This is a genomic window from Arthrobacter sp. ZBG10 (genome assembly GCF_001238605.1).
In the GTDB taxonomy this organism is placed as follows: domain Bacteria; phylum Actinomycetota; class Actinomycetes; order Actinomycetales; family Micrococcaceae; genus Arthrobacter.
The window spans coordinates 13,719-36,927 of record NZ_LFQH01000058.1; the positions used below are offsets into that span (position 1 = coordinate 13,719).

Below are 23,209 nucleotides of genomic sequence, written 5' to 3' on the forward strand. Positions count from 1 at the left end.
ATGTGGGCCGGCTTGGACGCCAGGAGGAACATTGTCCGCCATTTCCTGCACGGCACTGCAATGAACCCGGCCGCCCAAAAGATCCAGCGCATCTACCTCACGCTGACCTTGGGCAACACCCTTGCGGCCTCGTTCATCTGGGGCATCAACACCCTCTTCCTGCTGGATGCCGGCCTCAACAACCTGGAGGCCTTCGCCGCCAATGCGTTCTTCACGGCCGGGATGGTCCTCTTCGAGGTGCCCACCGGCGTCATCGCCGACGGCTGGGGCCGGCGCACCTCATTCCTGCTCGGGACGTTGACGCTGGCCGTATCGACCTTCCTGTACTACCTGCTGTGGCAGTGGTCCGCGCCGTTCTGGTGGTGGGCCGCCGTGTCCGTCCTGCTTGGCCTCGGGTTCACGTTCTTTTCCGGGGCCGTTGAGGCCTGGCTGGTGGACGCGCTGCGCTTCTCCGGATACGACGGTGACCTGGAGGCAGTGCTGGGCCGCGGACAGATGGTCTCGGGCATCGCCATGCTGGCCGGATCCGTGGCCGGCGGCGTCCTGGCGCAGGCCACCAACCTGGGCGTCCCCTTCCTGGTCCGCGTGGCGGTGCTGCTGGCCCTGTTTGCCGTGGCCCTGCGGCTGATGCACGACGTCGGCTTCACACCCGAGCGCTCTCCGCACCCGATCCGGGCCACGCGGGCTGTGCTGAAGGCATCCGTGGACGGCGGGCTGAAGAATCCGCCGGTCCGCTACATGATGCTTGCCGCACCCTTCACCGAAGGTGTCGGCTTCTACGTTTTTTACGCGCTGCAGCCCTACCTGCTGCAGCTGTTCGGTGACCCCCGTGCCTACGCGGTGGCCGGGCTGGCCGCGGCCATCGTGGCTGGAGCGGATGTGGTGGGCGGGTGGATGGCCCCGCGGGTCCGGCGCCTGGTCCGGCGGCGCACCACCATCCTGATCGCCAGCAACGTCATCAGCTCCGTGATCCTGGTGGTGCTGATGGTCACCGCCAACTTCTGGGTGGCGCTGGCCCTCCTGGCGCTCTGGGCCGTGGTGGGGTCCGCAGGCACCCCCGTCCGGCAGGCCTACCTCAACGACATGATCGAATCCAGGCAGCGCGCCACGGTCCTCAGCTTCGATTCGCTGATGGGGTCCGTCGGCGGCGTGGCGGTACAGCCTGCCCTGGGCCGCACGGCCGACCTGTACGGTTACCCGGCGTCCCTCGCCGTGGGCGGTGCCGTCCAGCTGCTGGCCGCCCCCTTCATTTTCCTCAGCCGCCGGCAACGCGCTGCTGCTGATGTCCGGACCGAGCCGGCACCGGACACGGACGCCACGGCAGGGCCCGACGCCGGAACGGCACCTGCGCCTTGACCGTTTCCGGCGGGTGCCGGGCAGGGGCAGCCGCGGCAGAGTTAATCGTCGGGAGACGGGGACGAAACGCGGCCACAACAATCGCTGCGTAGGTTGGGCGCATGACAGCTCACAACGCAGGCCGGCTCCTTGACTGGCTTCGGGACGTCTTTACCTACGAATCCCCGGACCGCGCCGCCGACGCCATGGCCGACGCGACCCGCTGGGGCTGGCTGCCGGCGCTCAGCGGTGTGGCCGCCGGTGCGCACCAAGCGAGGGCAAGCCATCACGGCGGCCTGGAGCCCGAAAACAGTCGTGGATTGGCCTGACGACGTGGCATCGGAACGGCCCCAGGTGATACTTGCGCCACTGCTTTAACACCTGTCCCGTGCCGGCGGAACGTGTGGTTTTTACTGCCGGCCGGCGTCGTTACCTGCCATAACGGCGCGGGTGCCGAAACGACATCAAACGGATGACGGCGGGGCAAATTTCCGGTCTTGATGCATGGTGGCGTGATGCTGGGGAAGCTTCGCTAACGGTTGCGCGCCGAAGCGGAAACAAGCCTGTTTTCCGGGTCTGGAGGCTCCTAGCCTTGAGCTATCCACCCGCTCCTCACCCAGGAAAACGACAATGAAAAAACTATCAATCTGGTTCACCGCGCTTCTTATCGCGGCAGGGCTGGGCATCATCATCCCGGGGCCAGCCTCGGCAGCTACATCGTATTGCGGCCTCACTTGGGGGTCATTGGCCAAGGCAGCTCCTGACACCGGCGCAGGATCCGTCACCAACGTCCGCTCCGGCCGTCAGGCCTGCTACGACCGGCTGGTGATCGACCTCAATGGCCGGACGGACGGCTACAGGGTTGAGTACGTTGGTGTCATCACCAGCGACGGCAAGGGAGAGGTAATACCCGTCAGGGGCGGTGCCCGGCTGCGGATCGTTGCCCTGGCTCCTGCCTACAACGACTCCGGGTCCGCCACCTATCTGCCGGCCAACCCGAAGGAAGTAGTCAACGTGGCCGGTTACCAGACCTTCCGCCAGGTGGTCTGGGCCGGAAGCTACGAGGGCCAGACAACTCTGGGCCTGGGCGTTCGTGCCAGGCTTCCGTTCCGGGCCTTCACCCTGGTCGGTCCGGGCGGCGGGTCCCGCCTGGTGATCGACGTGGCACACTTCTGGTGAGCCTGTCCCGCCCGGCGTAAATTCCCCGGTATGACCACAGAAAAGGTGCCGCAGCCCCGAACCAGGGACCGCGGCACCTTTCGTTGCGTACTGCCGATGGATTGGAAACATGATGCGACGCGGTTTTGGTCCGGCGGTGGATCAACGGGAGCCAGCTGGAACAGGCAGGCGCGGGCTGGCAGGGCGTCCGGGTCCAGGTCGGGCTGGCTTGCGGGGCCCTACCGCGATGGTGCCGCAGTTCCTACTCCGGGACCACCAGGGCCGGCGTGTCACGCCGGAGCGTCTCGCCGCGGAAGAACCCGGGCCGCACCTTGGCCATGACCAGCATAAACACGGCGCCCAGCGCCAGGATGCCGATGCCGAGGATAAACACCAGGCCCACCCCGAACACCTCGGAGCCGCTGCCGAATTCGGGCGCCCAGCTGTCGGCAGCGGTCTGGAGGAACACCACAAACAGGCCCACTCCGCCCAGGACCGGGCAGAGCAGCCGAAGGACGAAGTGGCGGACGCTGCTGAAAACGCTGTGCCGGAAGTACCAGGCGCAGGCCAGGGCGGTCAGGCCGTAGTAGAAGCAGATCATCAGCCCCAGGGCCAGGATGGTGTCATTGAGGACATTTTCGCTGACCACGTGCATCACGGCGTAGAAGCCCGCCGAGACGATGCCGGCGGCGATGGTGGCGTAGCCCGGCGTCGCAAATTTGCGGCTGATGCGGCTGAACGGCTGCGGCATGGCGCCGTAATGGCCCATTGCCAGCAGGCTGCGCGAAGGGGACATAAACGTGGACTGCAGGGATGCAGCCGAGCTGGACAGCACGGCCAGCGACATCAGGATGGCAAAGGGGCCCATGATGGGTGAGGCCAGGGCCGTGAAGATGTTCTCGTGGATGTCGGCGTTGTTCAGGCCGTTGCCGGTGTCCCCGACGCCGGCAAACATCATGGTGGCGATGCTCACCACCAGGTAGATGCCCAGGACGATGACGGCCGTAAGGGTGCCGGCCAGTCCCGAGGTCCGCTTGCCGTTGGCGGTTTCCTCATTGACCGTCAGGCAGACGTCCCAGCCCCAGTACACAAAGATGGACAGCGAGATGCCGGCGGCGATCTGGCCGAACGTCTCGATTTTGGTGACGTCGAACCATTCCCAGCTGAAGGGGATGGCGGTTTCGGAGGTGGACCAGTTGGCGAAGGCCATCCCCACAAACAAGCCCAGGACCACCAGTTGGAAGCCCACCAGGCTGTACTGCACCACTTTCGTGGTGTGCATGCCGCGGTAGCTGACCCAGACCGCAAGAGCCACAAAGACGAAGCAGGTCATTACGTTGACAGCCTTGTTCCCCGCGAGGTCGGCGAGGTCGGGGGAGCCCGTCACCTGGGAAAGGAAGAGGTAGAAGAAGTCGACGGCGACGCCGGCCAGGTTGGAGAGCACAATGATGTTGGCCGCCAGGAGGCCCCAGCCGCCCATCCAGCCCACCCAGGGGCCAAACGCCTTGGTCACCCAGGTGAAGGTGGTGCCGCTGTCCGGCGAGTCGGCGTTGAGCTCCCGGTAGGCCAGGGACACCAGGATCATGGGGATGAATCCGATGAGGAAGATGACGGGCAGCTGCAGGCCGGCCTCATTCACGGTAGGGCCCAGGGCGCTGGTCAGGGTGTAGGCCGGGGCGATGGTCGAAATGCCCAGGACAACCACGGCCAGGAGTCCCAGCTGGCCGCCCTTGAGGCCTTTGGCGGAGACGCCGGCGTCTCCGGAGGCGGGCGCGTTGCCGGGGGACTTGGCGCTGGTGCGGGTGGTCTCTGTCATGGCACCACTTTCTGGAAGAAATTGAGACGGCAGTCACTATATGAATGGCGTTCATTTAGTATGGGGTCGGACCGGCCAGGATGCAAGGGCGCAGCAAAAAGTGGTCCCCGGCACCCTGCTTGCCACGCTTCAGGGAAAATTAGTAAGCTCACTGAGAAATCCCGTCCGGGCCCGCGCTGAAGCGGCGGCAGGCTGGTAGCGTCGGGATTACTGGACCACTCGAGGAGGACGCATGAAAGCTTCACCGACACTGACCAACAACCTCCAGGCCGTCCTGGCGGACCTGATTGAACTGCACATCCAGGGCAAGCAGGCCCACTGGAACATCGTGGGAACGAACTTCCGCGACCTGCACCTGCAGCTGGACGAAATCGTCGACGCTGCCCGCCAGTTCGCCGACGACACGGCCGAACGTATGCGGGCCCTGCACGCCCTGCCGGACGGACGCAGCGCAACGGTGTCCGGATCCACCAGCCTGGCGCAGTTCCCGGAAGGCCTGATCAGTACCAAGGATGCAATCGAACGCATCGTGGCTGCGATGGAAGCTGCCGTAGGCACCATGCGCAAGGTCCATGACGAGGTGGACGAGGAGGATCCCACCAGCGCGGACCTCCTGCACGAGTTCATCGCCAGGCTCGAGCAGTTCGCCTGGATGGTGCAGGCGGAAAACATGAAGCCCACCGCCAGCGTCACCACCGCCGACGCCAAGTAGTTTCTGCAGCCTGTGGGCTGCCAACTACAGAGACGCCCGGCGTCGGAGCCTATGCTCCGGCGCCGGGCGTCTTTTGTCCTGGCGGGTTATATCAAGCCGGTGTCATCCCCGCGTGGTTTCCCCAGTCGGGCCGCCGTGACGGCGCCCGCAGTCCCGCCGCTACTTGCCGGCCCGCGGAACCTTCCGCAGCACGGTGCCGGCCAGAACCGCCGTCAATGCCATCAGCACCAAGGCGATGGTGGCTGTGATGTGCACGCCGGAGTCGAAGGCGGCGCGTGCCGTGGCAAGCAGTTCCCCGGCGGCCGGCGCCTGCAGGGTCGCTGCCAGCTCCACGGCGCCGGCCAGCGTCTCGCCGGCCTGGTGGGTGGCGCCCTGGGGCAGGGAACTGGCCACGCCCTCGGGGAGCACCAGGTTCCGCTGGTAGGAAGCCGTCAGGATGGAACCCAGCACGGCGGTGCCCAGCAGCGAGCCCACCTCGTAGCCCGTTTCGGAGATCGCCGCCGCGGCCCCTGATTTTGCGGCCGGGACGGAGCCAAGGATGAGGTCATTGGAAATGGTTTCCGCGGCCCCCACGCCCAGGGCCAGGACCAGCAGCGCCGCCAGCAGCAGTGCCGGTCCCGCGCTGTGGTCGCCGAACGCCACCAGTGCATAGCCGGCGGCGCTCAGGCTCAACCCCCCGGCCACCACAAACCCGGGCCGGACCTTGCGGACCAGCGGGACCACCAGCAGGCCGGCCGCCACGGTGGCCAGGAGTGCCGGGATCATGGCCACGCCGGACGCTGAGGGTGACATGCCTTCAAGCAGTTGCAGGTGCTGGGCCAGGAAGAAGATGAAGCCGTTGAAGGAAAACAGGGCCAGCACGTTGGCGGTGATGGCCGTGCTGAAGACGCGGTTGGAGAACAGGCCCATGTCCAGCAGCGGGGCGGCGAGGGTGCGCTGGCGCCGGACAAAAACCCAGCCCATTGCCAGGCCCAGGGCGATGATGGCCACGGCCTTGAGGCTGAAGCCGGCGGTGGCGATTTCCTTGATGCCGTAAACCACGGGGACCATCACCAGCATGGAGAGGACGATGCTGATGATATCCACCCGTCCCGGCCGGGGATCCCTGGACTCCGGGATGAAGAACGGGCCAAGGGCCAGGAGTGGCAGCATGATGGGAACTGCCACCAGCAGCACGGCACCCCACCAGAAGTGTTCCATCAGCCAGCCGCCGAAAATCGGGCCAAGTGCGGCGCCGCCCGAGAAGCCTGCCGCCCAGATGGCTACGGCAAGCCGGCGCCTGTTCGGGTCCGGGAAGATGTTCCGGATCAGGGACAGGGTGGAGGGCATCAGCATGGCGCCGAAGAACCCCAGGCCGGCGCGGCCCGCGATGAGCCACTCCGCGGTGGGCGCAAAGGCCGTTGCGGCCGAGACGGCCGCAAAGCCGAGGCTGCCCGTCAGCAGCAGGCGCCGGCGCCCGATCCGGTCGCCCAGGCTGCCCATCGCCACCAGCAGTGCCGCGAGGACCAGTGGGTAGGCGTCCACGATCCACAGGAGCTGGACGCCGGTGGTCTGCAGGCTCCGCGCGATTTCAGGGAGCGCAAACGTCAGCGCGGTGTTGTCAACCGCCACCAGCAGGACCGGAAACATCAGCAGTCCCAGCGCCAACCAGTCGCGCCACGAACCGGCTGAGGTGGGCGTTGCGGCTTCCGCCGCCTGGTCCTTCCGCGTGGAGGCTGTTGTTGTCATCCGGCGACTGTACCGTCCAGACGGTACAGTTACAAAATTTCTGCCAGTTGAGGGTTTCGCCGCAGCTTTGTGCATGATGGGAACCATGCCCCGAAAACCAGTCGCCCGTGATGCTGTCCTGGACGCCTTCGAAGCCCTGCTGATCGACGTGGGCGAGCGCGCCGCCACCCTCGACGCCGTGGCCCGGCAGGCGGGGGTTTCCAAAGGCGGGCTCTTGTATCACTTTCCGAACAAGGAAGCGCTGATCAGCGCCCTGCTGGAGCGCCTCGACGCGCTCGCCGACGCGGATCTCGCCCGCATGGCGGCCGCCCCCGAAGGGGCAGCCGAATACTTCATCCGGACATCCCTCTTCTCCGACACCGCCATGGACCGGGCCTTTGTGGCCGCTACCCGTCTCGCGGAAGTGGCACATGCCGAAGCGCGGCGCCGGTTCGCGGGGATCCAGGGCCAGTGGCTGGACCTGCTGGCCGCCGACGTCGGGCCCGGCGTTGCGAAAGCCGTCCTGTACATGGGTGACGGACTCTACTTCAACGCCATGTGGGAAAGCGGCACCGAAGGCGTCAGTGAGCGCCAGCTGGCCGACGTCGAAAGCCTTATCCTCGCCGTGCGGAAACTCCGGGCCTGACTCCCCGGACGCGCACCCTTCCGCTGTGACCGGCGGGCTGGTTTGCGGCTGCGGCCCGGGCATAGGACAATAAAGGTCTGTGAGGGCTGTCACCCGGCCCGCACGGATGCTGAAAAACTAAATGAATTGCCTTTGATCTGCGGCGGGAGAGTCCTGCTGTCAAGGTACAAGCAGGCGCCGTAGGAGCAAATCCTCCCCAGGAATCTCACAGGCCCATGTACCGCCGCGGCGAGGCGCCTCTGGAAAGCAGCAGGCAGTCCATCTGTGCCCCGTTCCGGGATGCAGGACAGTCAGGCTCACCGACGGTGCAAGCGGGGCCAGCTTCGGCAGGCGGCGCGGAAACTCTCAGGTCCAATACAGAGCGGGGAGGAACCCGAATCGATGCGGCGCACCCTGCGCCGCCTAAGTTTATGGAGTTCCTTGTGACTGTCGCCCCGGCACCCGCCACTTTTGTTGACCGGCATATCGGCGTCCGCCGCGCTGCCGAAGTACAGGCCATGCTCAAGGCAGTTGGCCATGAGAGCGTGGATTCACTCGTTGATACCGCCGTCCCCAAAGGCATCCGGCAGGAAACGCCGCTGGAGCTGGCCCCGGCGGTGAGCGAGGTGGAGGTCCTGGCCGAGCTGCGCCGGATCGCCGCCAAAAACAAGACCGCCGTGCAGATGATCGGCCAGGGGTATTACGACACCGTGACTCCGCCCGTGATCCGCCGCAACATCCTTGAAGGCCCCGCCTGGTACACCGCGTACACGCCCTACCAGCCTGAAATTTCCCAGGGCCGGCTCGAAGCCCTGCTGAACTTCCAGACCATGGTCCAGGACCTGGTGGGCCTGCCCATCGCCAACGCCTCGCTGCTGGACGAAGCCACTGCTGTGGCCGAAGCCGTCCTGATGATGCGCCGCGCCAACAAGGACAAGGGCGCCAAGGACGGCATCACAGTGCTGGATGCCGACTGCCTGCCGCAGACCATCGCCGTGGTGAAGGGCCGCGCCGAGGCGCTGGGCTTCGAAGTCCGCGTCGCCGACCTCACCCACGGCCTGCCCGACGGCGCCATCAACGGCGTGGTCCTGCAGCAGCCCGGTGTTTCCGGCCGCGTTTTTGACCACTCCGCCGTCATCGCAGCAGCCAAGGAGCGGGGCGCCCTGGTCACGGTGGCCGCGGACCTGCTGGCCCTGACGCTGATCACGCCGCCGGGCGAGCAGGGTGCCGACATCGCCGTGGGAACCGCGCAGCGCTTCGGCGTCCCGCTCTTCTACGGCGGACCGCACGCCGCCTACATGGCCGTCCAGAAGGGCCTCGAGCGTTCCATGCCCGGCCGCCTGGTGGGCGTTTCCAAGGACGACGCCGGTGTCCCCGCCTACCGCCTGGCGCTGCAAACCCGTGAACAGCACATCCGCCGCGAGAAGGCCACGTCCAATATCTGCACCGCGCAGGCGCTGCTGGCCATTGTGGCGTCCATGTACGCCGTCTACCACGGCCCCGAAGGCCTTAAAGCCATCGCGGAAACCGTCCACGGCCACGCCCGCACGTTGGCGGCGTCCCTGCAGGGTGCAGGCGTCGAGGTGCTGCACGGCTCCTTCTTCGACACCGTCACCGTCCGGGTCCCCGGCAAGGCCGCCGAACTCGTGGCAGCGGCCGAGGGCAAAGGCATCAACCTGCGTTCCATCGACGCCGACACCGTGGGCATCTCCGCGGACGAGACCACCACCGCCGCGGTCATTGCCGACGTGGCGGGCATCTTCGGGGCCGGCATCTCCCGGTCCGTGGACGGCTTCTCGCTGCCCGCCGCCGTGATCCGCTCCAGCGCGTTCCTGCAGCACCCGGTGTTCAGCACCCACCGCTCCGAGACGCAGCTGCTGCGCTACATCCGCAAGCTCTCCGACCGGGACCTGGCCCTGGACCGCACCATGATCCCCCTGGGCTCCTGCACCATGAAGCTGAACGCCACGGCGGAAATGGAAGCCATCTCCTGGCCCGAATTCGCCTCGATCCACCCGTTCGCGCCCGACTCCCAGACCGAAGGCTGGCGGGAACTCATCGCCGACCTCGAAGGCCAGCTGACGGAGATCACCGGCTACGACCAGGTCTCCATCCAGCCGAATGCCGGTTCGCAGGGTGAACTTGCCGGGCTGCTGGCCATCCGCGGCTACCACCTGTCCCGCGGCGATGACCAGCGCACCATCTGCCTGATCCCGGCGTCGGCGCACGGCACCAACGCCGCCTCCGCCGTCCTGGCCGGCATGAAGGTGGTGGTGGTGGCCACCGCCGCCGACGGCACGATCGACCACGCGGACCTTTACGCCAAAATCGAGGCCCACAAGGACGCCCTCTCCGCCATCATGATCACCTACCCGTCCACGCACGGGGTGTACGACGCCGACGTCCGCGAGGTCTGCGACGCCGTCCACGCGGCCGGCGGCCAGGTCTACATCGACGGCGCCAACCTCAACGCCCTGGTGGGGCTGGCACAGCCCGGCCACTTCGGCGGCGACGTCTCGCACCTGAACCTGCACAAGACCTTCTGCATCCCGCACGGCGGCGGCGGACCCGGTGTGGGCCCCGTTGCTGCCAAGGCCCACCTGGCACCGTTTATGCCGGGCAACGCTGCCACCTGGACCGAAGGCAACGACGTTCCCATTTCCGCCTCAAAGTACGGCTCCGCCGGCGTGCTGCCCATCTCCTGGGCCTACGTCCGGCTGATGGGCGGCCAGGGACTCACCGACGCCACCAAATCCGCGCTGCTCGCCGCCAACTACATCGCCAAGCGGCTCAACGAACACTTCCCCGTCCTCTACACCGGCGAGGGTGGCCTGGTGGCCCATGAGTGCATCCTGGACCTCCGCGACCTCACGGCCAAGACCGGCGTCACGGCCGAGGATGTGGCCAAGCGCCTCATCGACTTCGGCTTCCACGCGCCCACGCTGTCCTTCCCGGTGGCCGGAACCTTGATGGTGGAGCCCACCGAGTCCGAGGACCTGGCCGAGATTGATCGGTTCATCGAGGCCATGGTCACCATTCGGCACGAAATCGACCAGGTGGCCCACGGCGATTTCGCCGTGGCCGACTCGCCGCTGCGGCGTGCACCCCACACGGCAGCTGCCGTCATCACCTCCGACTGGGACCGGCCCTACCCCCGCGAGCAGGCCGCGTTCCCCGTCCCGCACCTCCGGCAGGACAAGTACTTCCCGCCCGTGGGACGGGTGGACGGCGCCGCCGGTGACCGCAACCTGATCTGCTCCTGCCCGCCGCTCGAAGCGTTCGAAAACTAAGGACAGCACCGTGACCGAGAAATACACAGCACTGTACGACGCCCACAAAGCGCTCGGCGCTTCCTTCACGGACTTCGGCGGCTGGCAGATGCCGCTCAAGTACAGCTCCGAACTGGCCGAGCACCACGCGGTCCGGAACGGCGCCGGCCTGTTCGACCTGTCCCACATGGGCGAAGTGGAGATCACCGGCCCGGAGGCAGCCCAGTTCCTGGACTACGCCGTGGTGGGAAAGATTTCCGCAATGCCCGTGGGCAAGGCGAAATACTCGCTGATCTGCGCCGAAGACGGAGGCATCATCGATGACCTCATCATCTACCGCCGGCCGCAGGCAGCGGACGGTACCGACGTTTTCCTGGTGGTTCCCAACGCCGGCAACGCCGACGTGGTGGCCGCAGCCCTGGCCGAACGGGCCGAAGGCTTCGATGCGATCGTCAAGGACGCCTCCGCCGAAACCTCCCTGATCGCCGTACAGGGCCCCAAGGCGCAGGACATCCTGCTGCGCCTGGTCCCGGCGGCTCAGCACGAGGCCGTTACGGGCCTGAAGTACTACGCCGGCGTGGACGTGACGTTCCTGGTGGGCGGCGCCGGACTGGACCTGCTGCTGGCACGCACCGGTTACACCGGCGAGGACGGCTTCGAGATCTTTGTGGCCAACAGCGACGCCGCCGGCCTGTGGCAGGCTTTGGTGGCGGTTGCCGAACCCGGCGAATTGACGCCGGCCGGGCTGGCCTGCCGGGACTCGCTCCGCCTCGAAGCCGGGATGCCGCTGTACGGCAACGAACTCTCGCGGCAGGCGGATCCTTTCGCCGCCGGCCTGGGACCCGTCGTCGCGCTGTCCAAGGAAGGCGACTTCGTGGGCAAGGCTGCGCTGGCAGCCCGCAAGGAAGCCGGCGCCGGCAGCACCTCCGGCCGCCGCCTGGTGGGGCTGAAGGGCCTGGGCCGCCGCGCAGGCCGCGCCCACTACCCGGTCCTCAAGGACGGCGTGGTTGTTGGCGAGGTCACCTCCGGCCAGCCCTCACCCACCCTGGGCTTCCCCGTGGCGATGGCCTACGTGGACGTGGCGCACGCCGCCCCCGGAACCGCCTTGGACATCGACCTGCGCGGCAAGGCCGAACCGTTCGAAGTTGTGGCCCTGCCGTTCTACAAGCGCGGCAAGTAAGCCGCGGTCCGGGCGAAATGCCCGCCCGGACACCCCTCCACCTTCCGCACCAACCCTAAGGAACCCTGCATGGCAATCGTTGCCCCTGAACTTCAGTACTCCGACGAGCACGAGTGGGTGGCCCGCGAGGCCGGAAACCTGGTCTCCGTTGGCATTTCCGCCGTCGCCACGGACGCCCTGGGCGACATCGTGTACGTGGACCTGCCCGAGGTGGGCTCCACGGTCACGGCCGGCGAAACCTGTGGCGAGGTGGAATCCACCAAGTCCGTCTCCGACCTGTACGCGCCCGTCACCGGTGAGGTCACCGAAACCAACCCCGCCGTGGTGGATGACCCCGCCCTGATCAACAGCGATCCCTACGGCGCCGGCTGGCTTTTTAAGGTCGCAGCGGACCACGACGGTCCGCTGCTGTCCGCCCAGGAATACGCCTCCAAAAACGGCGGCGACCTGGGTGGCCCCGCCGTGGCCGCCGGTTCCTAGCCAACCGCAGCAACCGAAGCACCTGCAGCCCGGACACCCAGGCTGCCTGCGGGGGCCGGCCGGACATCCGGAACCGGCCCCCGCCCCATCCCCGTCACCCAGTAAGGACCCACCTCATGGCCGTTGGAGTTTTTGATCTCTTTTCCGTGGGGATCGGGCCGTCAAGCTCGCACACCGTGGGTCCCATGCGGGCCGCGGCCGTATTCGCCGAGGAACTGAAAGCCTCCGGGGACCTGGGACAGGTGGCCTCGCTGCGCGTGGACCTGTACGGCTCCCTGGCCGCCACGGGCCACGGGCACGGCACCATGACCGCGATCCTGCTGGGCCTTGAGGGCTACCACCCCGAGCAGATCCTGCCCGAAGAGGTGGAGGAACGCCTGGCCGGCATTGCCGCGACGGGGACGCTGGAGCTGGCCGGAACCGTGCCACTGCCGTACGGTGTTGCGGACATGGTGCTCCGGCCGCTCACCATTTTGCCCCGGCACACCAACGGCCTCACGTTCACCGTTTCCGACGCCGGCGGGAACGTCCTGCACCAGGCCACGTTCTTCTCCGTAGGCGGCGGCTTTATTGTCCGGGAGGGCGAGGAAACTGCGGCGCAGCAGGAGCTGGACGCCTCGAAGGAGGAACTGCCGCTGCCTTTCCGCACCGCTGCCGAACTGCTGGCGTGGTGCCAGGCCAAGGGGCTGTCCATCGGCGAGATCATGCTGGTGAACGAGGAAGCGTCCCGGACGGAACAGGAAATCCGCGACGGGCTGCTGCACATCCACGCCGTGATGGAAACCTGCGTGGAGACCAGCCTCAAGCGAGAAGGGCTGCTGCCCGGCGGGTTGAAGGTCCGGCGCCGTGCTCCCGGCTGGCACGCGCGGCTGATGAAGGAAGACAAGGACCGGGACCCCAAGTACTGGCAGGAATGGGTGAACCTGGTGGCCCTGGCGGTCAACGAGGAAAATGCCTCTGGCGGCCGGGTGGTGACGGCGCCCACCAACGGTGCCGCCGGAATCATCCCGGCCGTGCTGCACTACGCCCTGCACTTCGCGCCCGGGATGGACAAGGCGACGCAGGAGGACCGCGACGACGTTGTGGTCAAGTTCCTGCTCACGGCCGGGGCCATCGGGGTGCTGTACAAGGAGCAGGCCTCCATTTCCGGCGCCGAGGTGGGGTGCCAGGGCGAGGTCGGATCGGCGTCGTCCATGGCCGCCGCAGGCCTGGCCGAGGTGATGGGCGGAACCCCCGCGCAGGTGGAAAACGCCGCCGAAATCGCCATGGAACACAACTTGGGCCTGACTTGCGATCCCATCGGCGGGCTGGTGCAGGTGCCCTGCATTGAACGGAACGCCATCGCTGCGGCGAAGGCCATAAACGCCGCCAAAATGGCGCTGTGGGGTGACGGCTCGCACCGGGTGTCCCTGGACGAAGTCATCATCACCATGCGTGAGACCGGCAAGGACATGAGCTCAAAGTACAAGGAGACCGCCATGGGCGGGCTCGCCGTCAACGTGGTGGAGTGCTGAACGGCCCTAGTTGTTGAGCGCGGCCCACAGATTCAGGGTTGACGCGTAGCCAACCCAGGCGAGGTAGGGGAGCAGCAGCACGCCAGCCAGCCGGCTCACCGGGAAGGCCTTCCGGATCAGGAGGACCAGGACGACGGCGAGGGCTGCGATGTCCACGAACCCCAACCAGAGTGCCGGGGCACCGAAGGCCGGGTACAGGGCGAAGAACAGGGGCGTCCAGCAAAGGTTGAGTACCAGCTGGACCCAGTACAGCTTCAGGAAATTCCTGCTGGCCGGGCCGCCCTTGCGCCACACCAGCCAGGCGGCCACCGCCATCAGGATGTAAAGCACGGTCCAGACCGGCCCGAACACCCAGTTGGGCGGGGTCCACGGGGCTTTGCTGGCCGTGCTGTACCAGCCGTCCACGTTGCTGGTGGACGCCAGGCCGCCCAGGAAAGCCACCACGAACGACGCCGCCAGCAACCCGGCCAGGACCGCGGCCTGGACGCCTGCGCTACGCTGCGCCGGCCTGTCAGCCGGCAGTGACTCGGTCCGTTCCCCATTGGTCTGCATACGTTCCACCCTTCCGAACCGGTGCGGCCCCGTCAAGGCGGCAGCCAGTTGGTGGCAGGTGGCGGGCAATGCCGGTGCCCCCGCAGGCTTTAGACTTGATGCTGCATGTCCGCACGCACGCCACGAGACAGAACCGCGCACAGACCCTGAGATTGGACACGGCCCCCTTGCGAGAATTCACCGCACGATTCGCCACCGCCGAGGAAATTGAAAACTGGGACAAGTACGTCACGGCCAACCCTGACGGCGGCAACATGCTGCAGTCGGCGGCCTACGCTTCGGTTAAGAACGGCAGCGGCTGGAAGGTCCTGTTCCTGGTGCTGGAATCGGCCGGGACCGCCAGTTACAACCTGGTGCTGGAAAAGCGCTTCCCCCTGCTGGGTGGCCTCTGGTATCTGATCAAAGGCCCCGGACTTGGCGGGGCCGCCGAGCTTCCCGCAGCGCTGAAAGCCTGTGCGGCGCTGGTGCGTACCCAAAAGCTCAACGTCTTCACCATCAAGGTGGAGCCGGACATCCTTGCCACCGATGACGCCCAGGCGCACCTGGCCGCCGCCGGACTGGTCAAGGCGCCCAACATCCAATCGAATGACTCCACCGCCCTGCTGGACATCTCCGCGGACAGCGAGACGGTCCTCAAGGCCATCACCTCCCGGGCCCGCAATGCTGTCCGCCGGGCGGAGCGGGAAGGCTGCGAAGTACTGCGCCGCGAAGCCGGTCCGGAGACGTACCGCGCCCTCTACGACCTCATGGCCGACACCGTGAAGGCCAAGGGGTCCATGCCGCTGCGCAGCTACGACTATTACACCCGGTTCTGGGACGAGTTCTGCAGCCGCGGGCAGGGCAGTTTCTTCTTCGCCTATGAGGGCGGCAAACCCAGTGTGGGGGCCTTTGTCATCAACTACGGCGCCAAGGCCACGTACAAGGACGGCGGATCCCTGCAGGACCGCAAGCAGTACGGCGACTCGCACCTGGTCCAGTGGACGGCCATCCGCCACATGCAGGACCTGGGCTGCACGGAGTACGACTTCTGCGGTACCCCGCCCGCAGCGCGCATCAAGGACAAGACCCACAACCTCCACGGCATGGGAATGTTCAAAACCAGCTTCACCAAATCGGTCACCGATTTTGTGGGCTGCCACGACTACATCCTGTCGCCGCTGAAGCACCGGCTATGGGTGCGCGGTGGCGAAAAAGTGTTCCGCCGCCTCGAAACCGCCCGCACCGGCCAACAGTTCTACTGACGAGCAGTCCTACTGACCAGCCCCGGCACCTGCCAGGTCCCGGGACACCGTCCTGCACGTCCCGCACGCCAGGACAGCGAAACGCACCGAAGAAGGTAATTCCGTGAACGCACAGCCCACCACCGACCTTGAGTTCGCCCTCCTCAGCGACGCCGAGTTCGAGGCCTTCGCGCTGGCCCACCCCCAGAACAGCTTCCTCCAGTCCGTGGACTTCGCCCGCTTCCAGCGCGCCCGCGGCCAGCAGGTGGAACTGTTCGGGGCCCGCCGGAACGGCGAACTCGTCGCTGCCGGAAAGCTCAACACCACCACCACCCGGTTGGGCTACACCGTCCTGGAATGCGCCAAGGGACCCCTGCTTGACTACACCGACCCCGACTTGCTGCCCGCCGTCGTCGGGCTCCTCCGCCAACGCGCCACCGAACGCAAGGCAGCGGAACTGCGCATCTCACCGAACCTGAAATACGTGGCCCGCGACGAGGACGGCGCGGAGCATCCTGAGGTCCTGGACAACCGGCCGCTGCTGGCCCGCCTGGGCAGGCTCGGCTTCGCGCACCAGGGACTGGAGATGAACTTCGTCAACGTGAACTGGATGTTCGTCAAGGACCTTACCGCCGCGGCCGACGCCGAGGAACTGATCATGGGCACCAGTTACCGGACCCGGAAAGCCATCCGCAAGGCGGAAAAGAACGGCGTCTTCCTGGAGCAGGCCACGCTGGAGACCCTGGACGACTTCTACGGCGCGCTGAGCACCGCGGGCGATGGCAAGGGCTTCGTTTACCGCGAACGCGCGTATTACGAAAACCTGCTCCGCACCACGAACCCTGAGTTCACCAAACTCATGATGGCCAAAATCGACATCCCGGCGTACCGCAAATCCATCACGGAACGCCTCGCCGCCGAATCGGCCACCGCCGATGGCCTCCGTCGTGAAGTGGAGGAGACCGGCAGCAAAAAGAAGGCCAACCGGCTCAAAGTGGTCCAGGACCTTGTGGACAGCTACGAACGCAGCCTCAAGGACATTGAACGCTTCCCGGACTCCGTGGGCGTTGCCACCGTGGCCGCGATCCACTTCATCTGCTACGCGGACGAGGTGGTGTGCGTGATCGGCGGCACCGTCCAGGACTACATCTACTTCAACGGCGCCACGTCCCTGTACTGGGGCATGATGCTGCACGCTTTGGAGAAGGGGTATCCGCGGTACAACTTCTACGGCACGTTCGGCATTTCCGGGGAAGACCAGGAAGGCCACGGCGGTTATGAATTCAAGAAGGGCTTCGGCGGCGAAGTGGTCCAGCTGGTAGGCGACTTTGTCCTTCCGGTCCGGCCGGCGGTGTTCCATGCCAACCGGCTGGCCCGGCAGGCCGCGACCACCGGGCGCACGGCAGCAGCCGCCGCCCGAAAAGCCGCGGCCACCGCCCGCACGCTTGTGGCCCGCCTACCGCTGCGCCGCTCCTGACACACCAGATACCGAACACCGAACACCGCAACCGGGAGGAGGGGACCATGACCGACCGGCCAGGACACCCCGGCGCACGGCCGCACACTGACGGCCTGCCCAAGACTCAAGCGTTGACCGCTGCCCAGCTGCGGCAGGACGCCGCCGCCAAACGGATGCTGCGGCGCCTGGTGCAGGGCGAGAACCCGCCCACCGCGCCGCTGAGCATCGTGGACAGGCTGGCGGGCAGCCCCTACGCCAACCCCACCATCCAGGTGGGTGGTGTTGACACCTCCGCCCGCAAAACACTGGACTTCGCCCTGCACCTGGCCGAAACCATGTTCCGGTACGGCGCAGGAGCCCTCGAAGTGGAAACCAGCATCATCGCCGTCACGGCGGCGCTGGGCCTGAAAAACATTGAAGTGGACATCACCAACCAGTCGGTGGGCATCAACTACGCGCCCAAGGACCAGACCCCCATCGCACTGCTGCGCGTGGTGCGGTCCTGGACCAACAACTACGCCGGCCTGGCCAGGGTCCATCAGCTGGTAACGGACATCGTGGCCGGGGGAGTGGGCCGCGACGAGGCCATCCGGCGGCTGAACGGGATCATCACCAACCCCAAACCGTTCCCGCGCTGGATGGTCACCACGGCATTCGGCGTGTTTGCCGCCGTCTTTGTTGGTGTGCTGGGCGGGGGACCGGTCTCGTCCGCCATCGCGTTTGTGGCCAACATCGCCATCAGCCTGCTCGCCCGCCAGCTGGGGCGGTGGCGCGTCCCGGACTTCTTCATCACCGCCAGCAGCTCGTTTGTGGTGACAATGCTGGCGCTGACCCTGTGGCAATTCGGCCTGACCACCTCACCGGCCATCGTGGTGGTGGGCGGGATCCTGCTGCTCCTGCCTACAGGCAGGCTGGTTTCGTCGGTGCAGGATGCCATCAACGGCTTCCCGGTCACAGCCGCCGGGCGGTTCCTGTCCACCCTCCTGACCTTCAGCGCCATTGTGGCCGGCATAGCCGTGGCCTTTGTGGTGGGGGAGCTGACCGGGATGCAGCGGATCGACGTCACGCAGACCTTCCCCCCGGCCTACGACCTGTGGGTCCTGGTCCTTTTTGTGGCCGTGGCCGTCATCGCCATCGGCATTACGGAGCAGACCAGCTGGCAATTGCTGCTGCCCACCGCCGCGGTGGGTGTGGCCGGGTACCTGGTGCTGCTGGGCAGCGACCAGCTGGGTATCGGCGACAGGTTCTCACCCGCGCTCGCCGCAGTGGTCATCGGACTGCTGGCCCGGGTGGTGGCCCTGCGGCTGGGGGCGCCCCAGCTGGTGGTGGCCGTACCCGCGGCCCTGATCCTGCTGCCAGGGCTGACCATCTTCCGGTCCATGTACGTCCTCACCGTGGAGGAAACCCAGGTCCTGCTGGGCGCCGGCGGCATGCTCAGCGCCGGTGCGATCGTGCTGGGGACCGCCGGGGGCATCGTCCTGGGCGACACGCTGGCCCGGCCGCTGACCCGCAGCCTGGCCAGCAACGAACGGCGCCGCGCCCGGCGGCGCTGACAGGACCGCCCGGCGGTGCTGCAGGTCAGATCTGGCCAACGGGCAGTTTCTTTTCCGCCTGGAATTCGTCTTCCACCCGGCCCCGGGCCCAGTAGCCGGACAGCGACACCTGCCGGCGTTCCAGGCCACGTTGGACAAAAAAGATTTCCCGCAGGGCCTTCATGGCACCCCGCTCGCCGTGGGCGAAGACGTCAACGGTGCCGGCAGGCCACTGCGCCCCGGCAACCGCCGCGACCAGGAGGCCCTGGTCGCCGGCGGCTGCGCCGTTGCGGGCCAGCCAGGCCACCGTAACGCCGGCCGGCGCGGCGATGGGCTGGATTCCGGCGTCGGACTCCACCTCAAGGAAGGCCAGGCCCACGGCGTCAGCCGGCAGGGACTCAATGCTCGCGGCAATGGCCGGCAGGGCCGCCTCATCGCCGGCAAACAGGTACCAGTCGGCCTCCGGGTCCGGGTTGTACGCGCCGCCCGGGCCCGTGAACGTGAGGGTGTCCCCTGGTTCGGCCGTAGCGGCCCAGGGCCCGGCCAGGCCCTCGTCCCCGTGCACCACGAAGTCGATAGCCAGTTCACGTGCCGCCGGGTCCACCCAGCGGAGGGTGTACGTCCGCGTGAAGGGCCACTGTTCGCGCGGCATGGTTTCCCGGATGGTCCACAGGTCCAAGGGCGCGGGGTAGGCAACGCCCGGCTGGGGGAACGCGATCTTGACGTAGCGGTCCACAAACCCGTTGTTCACAAAATCCGCGAACCCGTCCCCGCCGGCGACGATCCGCACCATGTGCGGGGACAGTTGCTCCCGTCGCACCACCTCCAGGGTGATCTGCGGACGGCTTTTTTTGGTGGCGCTGGTGGCAGCGGGAACGGTGCTCATAAGGCAAGCCTAAGCTAGGGCGCCGGCGGGAGCTCCCAGGTTACGCCCGGAGCGCCCTGCTCCTGCAGCAGCCGGTTCACGGCACTGAACGGCCGGGAACCGAAAAACCCGCGGGACGCGGAGAGCGGGCTGGGGTGGACGCTGGCGACCACGGGTGTGCCGCCCAGGAGCGGCCGGATCCCCTCCGCGTCCTTGCCCCACAGCACCGCGACCAACGGCGTCGGCGTCCCGTCCGCTGCGGTGCGCCCCGCCACTGCGGTGACGGCCGCCGTCGTGACCGCCTCCCAGCCTTTGCCCCGGTGCGACCCTGCAGTCCCGGCCCGCACGGACAGGACCCGGTTCAGGAGCAGGACGCCCTGGCCCGCCCAGGCTGCCAGGTCGCCGTGGACCCGCGGCGGAAGGCCCAGGTCGGCCTCCAGCTCACGGTAGATGTTGGCCAGGCTTCGGGGGATGGGACGGGTGCGGCGGTCCACCGCGAAGGACAACCCCACAGCGTGCCCGGGCGTTGGATACGGGTCCTGGCCCATGATGAGGACCCTGACGTCCGCCAACGGTTGGCGGAAGGCGCGCAGGATGTTCGACGGCGCCGGCAGGACCGGGTGCCCGGCCCCGGCTTCGGCGGCAAGGAAGCGCAGGACGCTCCGGAGTTCGTCCTCCACCCCGGCCAGTGCCGCCGCCCAGTCCGGTGCCATCAGCCCGGGCAGGGGGCGATCCACCAGGGCGGCAAAGCCGCCGGCATCCGCGGGCTCCGGGTCCAGGTCGAAAAGTGCGTCGGTTTCAGCCACCGTCCCATTGTGGCAGGACCGCCCGCTATGTTGTGGCCCGGGCGGGCCCTTCACGGCTCCGGACCATCCACCGGAGCAAATGACAAGCCTGTTATTCGTCCGTACCATGGGGGTGGACATTGACTGCAACCAGCGAAGGAGTGCGCCGTGGCGGAACCAGCACACGAACACGTGCCTGCGCAGGAGCCGCGGACCTCTCCACTGGCGGATTTCACGCTCCGGGACTCGCCCCTGGGCGAGCGTGAACAGCGGATGCTGGCCCTGGAACGGCAGTGGTGGAAGTACGCCGGGGCCAAGGAACAGGCCATCCGGGAACTGTTTGACCTCTCCGCCACCCACTACTACCAGCTGCTCAACGCCCTGATCGACAGCGAGGATGCGCTGGCGCACGATCCCATGCTGGTGAAGAGATTGCGTAGACTACGTACGTCCCGTCACCGCGCCCGTACCGCGCGGCGCCTGGGGTCCGACGCATAGTCGCCCCCGCCAGGACGCCAGCAGCGACCAGCAAGGATGTCATTTCCCATGACCAAATACGCCCGCGACGAATTCGACAAGGTTCCCCAGACCGCGTCCCGCCAAGGTGTCCACCGAACGGCAACGGCCCCGTCCCGGACGCGGTTGTGGCCCATTTTGGCCGTGGGAATCGCCGCGTTGGCCATCGGACTGGTGTCCTTCCTGGTCCTCCCCAAACTCGGTTTCACCGGTCCCGGCAGCCAGGCAGGCACCAGCCAGGAAGCGCCCCTTGCAGGGACTGACGCTCCGTCGGCCGTAGCACCCGGGGATACCACCTCGCCGTCCGCGGAACCCGCTCCGGCCAGCACCGGGGGACCCGCCGCCGGTGCATCGCAGGAGCCCAGCGCCCCGGCAACCACCGCAGCGGCCGCTGACAAGACCCAGCCCGTGGCCGTCTATAACGCCGCCGGTATCGCAGGGCTGGCCACCAGTGTTGGCGCCACCGTGCAGTCCGATGGCTGGCAGCTGGGCCAGGTTGGCAACTGGGCCGGTGCCCCGCAGCAGGGCTCCGTCATCTTCTATGCAGGAGCCGAGCAGCAGGCCAACGCGCAGGCGCTCGCAGTCCTCCTGGACATCCCCACAGTGGTGAGCAGCACCGAATTCCAGGTGCCGCTGGTGGTTGTGGTGGGCCCCGGTTTCCAGTAACGCCCGTCCGGTCACGCCCGAATAACTATTCCCGGCAGCCCCGACCGGCGCCAGCGGCAGCGGCCGGACATTGGCTAGAGTGACATTTCAGGCTTGGTCCGGATCCGGTGCCCTACGCGGCGCCGCTGACGGGCCCAACGGAAAAATGGGTGGGTCAGCATGGCACAGGGAACCGTCAAGTGGTTCAACGCGGAGAAGGGCTACGGCTTCATCACCGTGGACGGGTCCGGCGATGACGTCTTTGTCCACTGGTCCGCCATCCAGGGGGACGGCTACCGGGCCCTGGACGAAGGCCAGCGCGTGGAACTCGACGTGGGCGAAGGCGAAAAGGGCCCGCAGGCCGATAACGTCCGGCCCGCAGGGTGATGGGCATTCCCGCGACCCGCCGTTTTCCGCTGACCCTGGGGCTGATGGTGGGCGCCTCCATGGCGTTGGCATCATGCTCCGGGATGACCGGCAACGCCCGTACCGATGGGGCCGCAACGGCCGCTGCTTCCGGTGACGGCGTCCTGCGGGTGGGCCTTATCCTGGACAACACCGGCGACGGAAGCTATCTCAACGATTCCCAGCAGGCCGCGGCCAGGCTGGCAGTCAAGGAAATCAACGCCGCCGGCGGGCTCAAGGCCCGGCAGGTGGAACTCCTGCCTGCCACGGCCGGGCGGGACACGGCAGCCCAGGCCCACCGGCTGGTGGAATCCGAAGCGGACGTGGTCATCGGGCCCACCGATTCGAGCCATGCCGCCGAAGCCATCGATGTGCTCTCCCGTGCACGCACGCCACTCATCTCGCCCGCCAACACGGCTGCAGGCCTCACCGCCATCGACAGCGGCGGCTACTACTTCCGCACCGCGGCCGCGGACGTTGCCCAGGGCCCGCTGCTCGCCAAACTCGCCGGGGACGGCGGCGCCACCACAGTTTCGGTGCTGTACCAGGACAGCGCCTACGGCAAGGACGTGGCCACCGCCGCTGCGGAGGCGGCCCGCGAGGCCGGCCTGGACGTGGTGGCCAACACCGCGTTTAAACCCGGAGAGGCACGCAGCGCGGCGGCAGCAGCAGGTGCCGCGGCCCCGGGAGCCGTAATCCTCATCGCCCGTGACGGCGCGGAAGGGGCCCTGCAGGAACTGGCCAAGGCGGGGATTCCCGGCACGCACCTTATCCTCAGCGACGGCGCCTTCGCCAGGTACGGTTCCGCACTGGCCCCCAAAGCACTGACCGGGGCCCGCGCCCTGGTCCCCGGCAAGCTGCCCACGCCCGCCTTCCAGGCCCGGTTGCTGGCCGTGGCGCCGGACCTCAAAGACGTCTCCTTCGCCGCCGAAACCTTCGACGCCGTCACCCTGGCCGTGCTGGCCGCAGCCAAGGCGGACGATGACTCCGGCGCATCCATCGCCGCCAACCTGATCGCCGTATCCGGCGGAACAACCGAGGCAACCGCGACGGCTCCGGCGTTGACGCCTTGCCTTTCCTACGCGGATTGCCTTCCGGCAGCGGGTTCGGGCCGGGGGATCAATTACGACGGCGAGTCAGGGCCGGTTGCCTTCGACGCCAACGGGGACATCACCGCTGCCACTTACAGCGTGTTCAGGTACGGCGACGACAACGTGCCGGCAGCCACAGGCACCGAGACGGCGGGCCGGGCCGGGAGCTAAGACACCGGTTCACGCCTCTTTGCGCAGAGCGGAACAGGCCTTCATTCGCTTGCACTCACACGTGGAGAGTGCTAATTATTGAGTTAGCACTCTGACGTATCGACTGCTAAGCGATGTCCGGTTCCGGCCGGCAGCGCCTGGCGCCGGATTCGGAGCGAGAGAAACACCTTCC

General features: G+C 67.3%; 21 protein-coding genes and 1 riboswitch. Of the genes, 16 read left to right on the forward strand and 5 right to left on the reverse strand.

Features of this window, described 5'->3' with window-relative positions; genetic code table 11:
- The first annotated feature begins 60 nt into the window (after window positions 1–60).
- The 3 genes from ACU18_RS14255 to ACU18_RS14265 all read left to right on the forward strand — a co-directional run bounded on the left by ACU18_RS14255 (window position 61) and on the right by ACU18_RS14265 (window position 2,514).
- Window positions 61–1,356, forward strand: a complete 1,296-nt coding sequence (locus ACU18_RS14255; RefSeq protein WP_050686645.1) for an MFS transporter — start codon at window positions 61–63, stop codon at window positions 1,354–1,356.
- Between the two features lie 101 nt (window positions 1,357–1,457).
- On the forward strand, window positions 1,458–1,664 hold the full coding sequence (locus ACU18_RS14260) for a hypothetical protein (RefSeq protein ID WP_050686562.1): 207 nt from the start codon (window positions 1,458–1,460) through the stop codon (window positions 1,662–1,664).
- Between the two features lie 301 nt (window positions 1,665–1,965).
- Complete coding sequence (locus tag ACU18_RS14265) at window positions 1,966–2,514, forward strand: AMIN-like domain-containing (lipo)protein (protein WP_050686565.1); 549 nt, start codon at window positions 1,966–1,968, stop codon at window positions 2,512–2,514.
- 241 nt (window positions 2,515–2,755) lie between these two features.
- On the opposite strand, the gene ACU18_RS14270 is transcribed toward ACU18_RS14265, so the two are convergent.
- The gene (locus ACU18_RS14270) at window positions 2,756–4,309 is read right to left on the reverse strand and encodes an APC family permease (RefSeq protein WP_050686567.1); all 1,554 of its coding nucleotides are present in this window, start codon (window positions 4,307–4,309) and stop codon (window positions 2,756–2,758) included.
- Window positions 4,310–4,541: 232 nt separating this feature from the next.
- Here ACU18_RS14270 and ACU18_RS14275 point away from each other — a divergent pair, with 232 nt between their 5' ends.
- Window positions 4,542–5,021: a Dps family protein gene (locus ACU18_RS14275; protein ID WP_050686569.1), complete on the forward strand. Its 480-nt coding sequence runs from the start codon at window positions 4,542–4,544 to the stop codon at window positions 5,019–5,021.
- 159 nt (window positions 5,022–5,180) lie between these two features.
- Here the strand turns inward: ACU18_RS14275 and ACU18_RS14280 are convergent, their stop codons facing one another.
- Window positions 5,181–6,749 (reverse strand): MFS transporter, encoded by a 1,569-nt coding sequence (locus ACU18_RS14280; protein WP_050686571.1) that lies wholly within the window; start codon window positions 6,747–6,749, stop codon window positions 5,181–5,183.
- A gap of 85 nt (window positions 6,750–6,834) precedes the next feature.
- On the opposite strand from ACU18_RS14280, the gene ACU18_RS14285 reads away from it, so the two are divergent.
- The 5 genes from ACU18_RS14285 (at window position 6,835) to ACU18_RS14305 (ending at window position 13,796) form a co-directional block, all read left to right on the forward strand.
- On the forward strand, window positions 6,835–7,374 hold the full coding sequence (locus tag ACU18_RS14285) for a TetR/AcrR family transcriptional regulator (RefSeq protein WP_050686573.1): 540 nt from the start codon (window positions 6,835–6,837) through the stop codon (window positions 7,372–7,374).
- Window positions 7,375–7,507: 133 nt separating this feature from the next.
- A riboswitch (glycine riboswitch) is annotated at window positions 7,508–7,607 on the forward strand.
- A 177-nt stretch (window positions 7,608–7,784) separates the two neighbouring features.
- Entirely contained in the window at window positions 7,785–10,643 is a 2,859-nt protein-coding gene (gcvP, locus tag ACU18_RS14290; RefSeq protein ID WP_442853714.1) for an aminomethyl-transferring glycine dehydrogenase, read from the forward strand.
- 10 nt (window positions 10,644–10,653) lie between these two features.
- On the forward strand, window positions 10,654–11,802 hold the full coding sequence (gene gcvT / locus ACU18_RS14295; protein WP_050686577.1) for a glycine cleavage system aminomethyltransferase GcvT: 1,149 nt from the start codon (window positions 10,654–10,656) through the stop codon (window positions 11,800–11,802).
- Window positions 11,803–11,871: 69 nt separating this feature from the next.
- Complete coding sequence (gcvH, locus tag ACU18_RS14300) at window positions 11,872–12,282, forward strand: glycine cleavage system protein GcvH (protein WP_050686579.1); 411 nt, start codon at window positions 11,872–11,874, stop codon at window positions 12,280–12,282.
- Between the two features lie 116 nt (window positions 12,283–12,398).
- Window positions 12,399–13,796, forward strand: a complete 1,398-nt coding sequence (locus tag ACU18_RS14305) for an L-serine ammonia-lyase (protein ID WP_050686581.1) — start codon at window positions 12,399–12,401, stop codon at window positions 13,794–13,796.
- Window positions 13,797–13,802: 6 nt separating this feature from the next.
- On the opposite strand, the gene ACU18_RS14310 is transcribed toward ACU18_RS14305, so the two are convergent.
- A complete protein-coding gene (locus ACU18_RS14310) occupies window positions 13,803–14,348 on the reverse strand; it encodes a TspO/MBR family protein (RefSeq protein ID WP_050686583.1) in 546 nt (181 codons plus the stop codon).
- Window positions 14,349–14,515: 167 nt separating this feature from the next.
- On the opposite strand from ACU18_RS14310, the gene ACU18_RS14315 reads away from it, so the two are divergent.
- From ACU18_RS14315 to ACU18_RS14325, 3 genes are all read left to right on the forward strand, one after another.
- Window positions 14,516–15,589, forward strand: coding sequence for a lipid II:glycine glycyltransferase FemX (locus tag ACU18_RS14315; RefSeq protein WP_050686586.1), 1,074 nt, complete (start codon window positions 14,516–14,518; stop codon window positions 15,587–15,589).
- Window positions 15,590–15,692: 103 nt separating this feature from the next.
- Window positions 15,693–17,045: a peptidoglycan bridge formation glycyltransferase FemA/FemB family protein gene (locus ACU18_RS14320; protein ID WP_050686588.1), complete on the forward strand. Its 1,353-nt coding sequence runs from the start codon at window positions 15,693–15,695 to the stop codon at window positions 17,043–17,045.
- A gap of 47 nt (window positions 17,046–17,092) precedes the next feature.
- Entirely contained in the window at window positions 17,093–18,580 is a 1,488-nt protein-coding gene (locus tag ACU18_RS14325) for a threonine/serine ThrE exporter family protein (RefSeq protein WP_050686590.1), read from the forward strand.
- A gap of 25 nt (window positions 18,581–18,605) precedes the next feature.
- Here the strand turns inward: ACU18_RS14325 and ACU18_RS14330 are convergent, their stop codons facing one another.
- Window positions 18,606–19,445, reverse strand: a complete 840-nt coding sequence (locus ACU18_RS14330) for a siderophore-interacting protein (RefSeq protein WP_050686592.1) — start codon at window positions 19,443–19,445, stop codon at window positions 18,606–18,608.
- 14 nt (window positions 19,446–19,459) lie between these two features.
- The gene (locus ACU18_RS14335; RefSeq protein ID WP_050686594.1) at window positions 19,460–20,230 is read right to left on the reverse strand and encodes a uracil-DNA glycosylase; all 771 of its coding nucleotides are present in this window, start codon (window positions 20,228–20,230) and stop codon (window positions 19,460–19,462) included.
- A gap of 147 nt (window positions 20,231–20,377) precedes the next feature.
- Here ACU18_RS14335 and ACU18_RS14340 point away from each other — a divergent pair, with 147 nt between their 5' ends.
- The 4 genes from ACU18_RS14340 (at window position 20,378) to ACU18_RS14355 (ending at window position 23,037) form a co-directional block, all read left to right on the forward strand.
- A complete protein-coding gene (locus ACU18_RS14340) occupies window positions 20,378–20,707 on the forward strand; it encodes a DUF3263 domain-containing protein (RefSeq protein ID WP_050686595.1) in 330 nt (109 codons plus the stop codon).
- A 48-nt stretch (window positions 20,708–20,755) separates the two neighbouring features.
- Window positions 20,756–21,391: a LytR C-terminal domain-containing protein gene (locus tag ACU18_RS14345; RefSeq protein WP_050686597.1), complete on the forward strand. Its 636-nt coding sequence runs from the start codon at window positions 20,756–20,758 to the stop codon at window positions 21,389–21,391.
- A gap of 159 nt (window positions 21,392–21,550) precedes the next feature.
- Window positions 21,551–21,757 carry a cold-shock protein gene (locus ACU18_RS14350; protein WP_050686599.1) on the forward strand — a complete coding sequence of 69 codons (207 nt, stop codon included), beginning with the start codon at window positions 21,551–21,553 and terminating at the stop codon, window positions 21,755–21,757.
- Complete coding sequence (locus tag ACU18_RS14355; RefSeq protein ID WP_050686601.1) at window positions 21,757–23,037, forward strand: ABC transporter substrate-binding protein; 1,281 nt, start codon at window positions 21,757–21,759, stop codon at window positions 23,035–23,037. The genes ACU18_RS14350 and ACU18_RS14355 overlap by 1 nt, the downstream gene beginning before the upstream one ends.
- Window positions 23,038–23,209: the final 172 nt, after the last annotated feature.

Excerpts from the sequence above, each read along its gene's own strand:
- ACU18_RS14270 (WP_050686567.1), bottom strand. The coding sequence starts at position 4,309 with ATGACAGAGACCACCCGCACCAGCGCCAAGTCCCCCGGCAACGCGCCC.
- ACU18_RS14265 (WP_050686565.1), top strand. The coding sequence starts at position 1,966 with ATGAAAAAACTATCAATCTGGTTCACCGCGCTTCTTATCGCGGCAGGG.
- gcvP (WP_442853714.1), top strand. The coding sequence starts at position 7,785 with ATGGAGTTCCTTGTGACTGTCGCCCCGGCACCCGCCACTTTTGTTGAC.
- ACU18_RS14260 (WP_050686562.1), top strand. The coding sequence starts at position 1,458 with ATGACAGCTCACAACGCAGGCCGGCTCCTTGACTGGCTTCGGGACGTC.
- ACU18_RS14355 (WP_050686601.1), top strand. The coding sequence starts at position 21,757 with ATGGGCATTCCCGCGACCCGCCGTTTTCCGCTGACCCTGGGGCTGATG.
- ACU18_RS14255 (WP_050686645.1), top strand. The coding sequence starts at position 61 with ATGAACCCGGCCGCCCAAAAGATCCAGCGCATCTACCTCACGCTGACC.
- ACU18_RS14305 (WP_050686581.1), top strand. The coding sequence starts at position 12,399 with ATGGCCGTTGGAGTTTTTGATCTCTTTTCCGTGGGGATCGGGCCGTCA.
- ACU18_RS14280 (WP_050686571.1), bottom strand. The coding sequence starts at position 6,749 with ATGACAACAACAGCCTCCACGCGGAAGGACCAGGCGGCGGAAGCCGCA.
- ACU18_RS14275 (WP_050686569.1), top strand. The coding sequence starts at position 4,542 with ATGAAAGCTTCACCGACACTGACCAACAACCTCCAGGCCGTCCTGGCG.
- ACU18_RS14350 (WP_050686599.1), top strand. The coding sequence starts at position 21,551 with ATGGCACAGGGAACCGTCAAGTGGTTCAACGCGGAGAAGGGCTACGGC.
- ACU18_RS14310 (WP_050686583.1), bottom strand. The coding sequence starts at position 14,348 with ATGCAGACCAATGGGGAACGGACCGAGTCACTGCCGGCTGACAGGCCG.
- ACU18_RS14325 (WP_050686590.1), top strand. The coding sequence starts at position 17,093 with ATGACCGACCGGCCAGGACACCCCGGCGCACGGCCGCACACTGACGGC.
- ACU18_RS14285 (WP_050686573.1), top strand. The coding sequence starts at position 6,835 with ATGCCCCGAAAACCAGTCGCCCGTGATGCTGTCCTGGACGCCTTCGAA.
- ACU18_RS14345 (WP_050686597.1), top strand. The coding sequence starts at position 20,756 with ATGACCAAATACGCCCGCGACGAATTCGACAAGGTTCCCCAGACCGCG.
- gcvH (WP_050686579.1), top strand. The coding sequence starts at position 11,872 with ATGGCAATCGTTGCCCCTGAACTTCAGTACTCCGACGAGCACGAGTGG.
- ACU18_RS14330 (WP_050686592.1), bottom strand. The coding sequence starts at position 19,445 with ATGAGCACCGTTCCCGCTGCCACCAGCGCCACCAAAAAAAGCCGTCCG.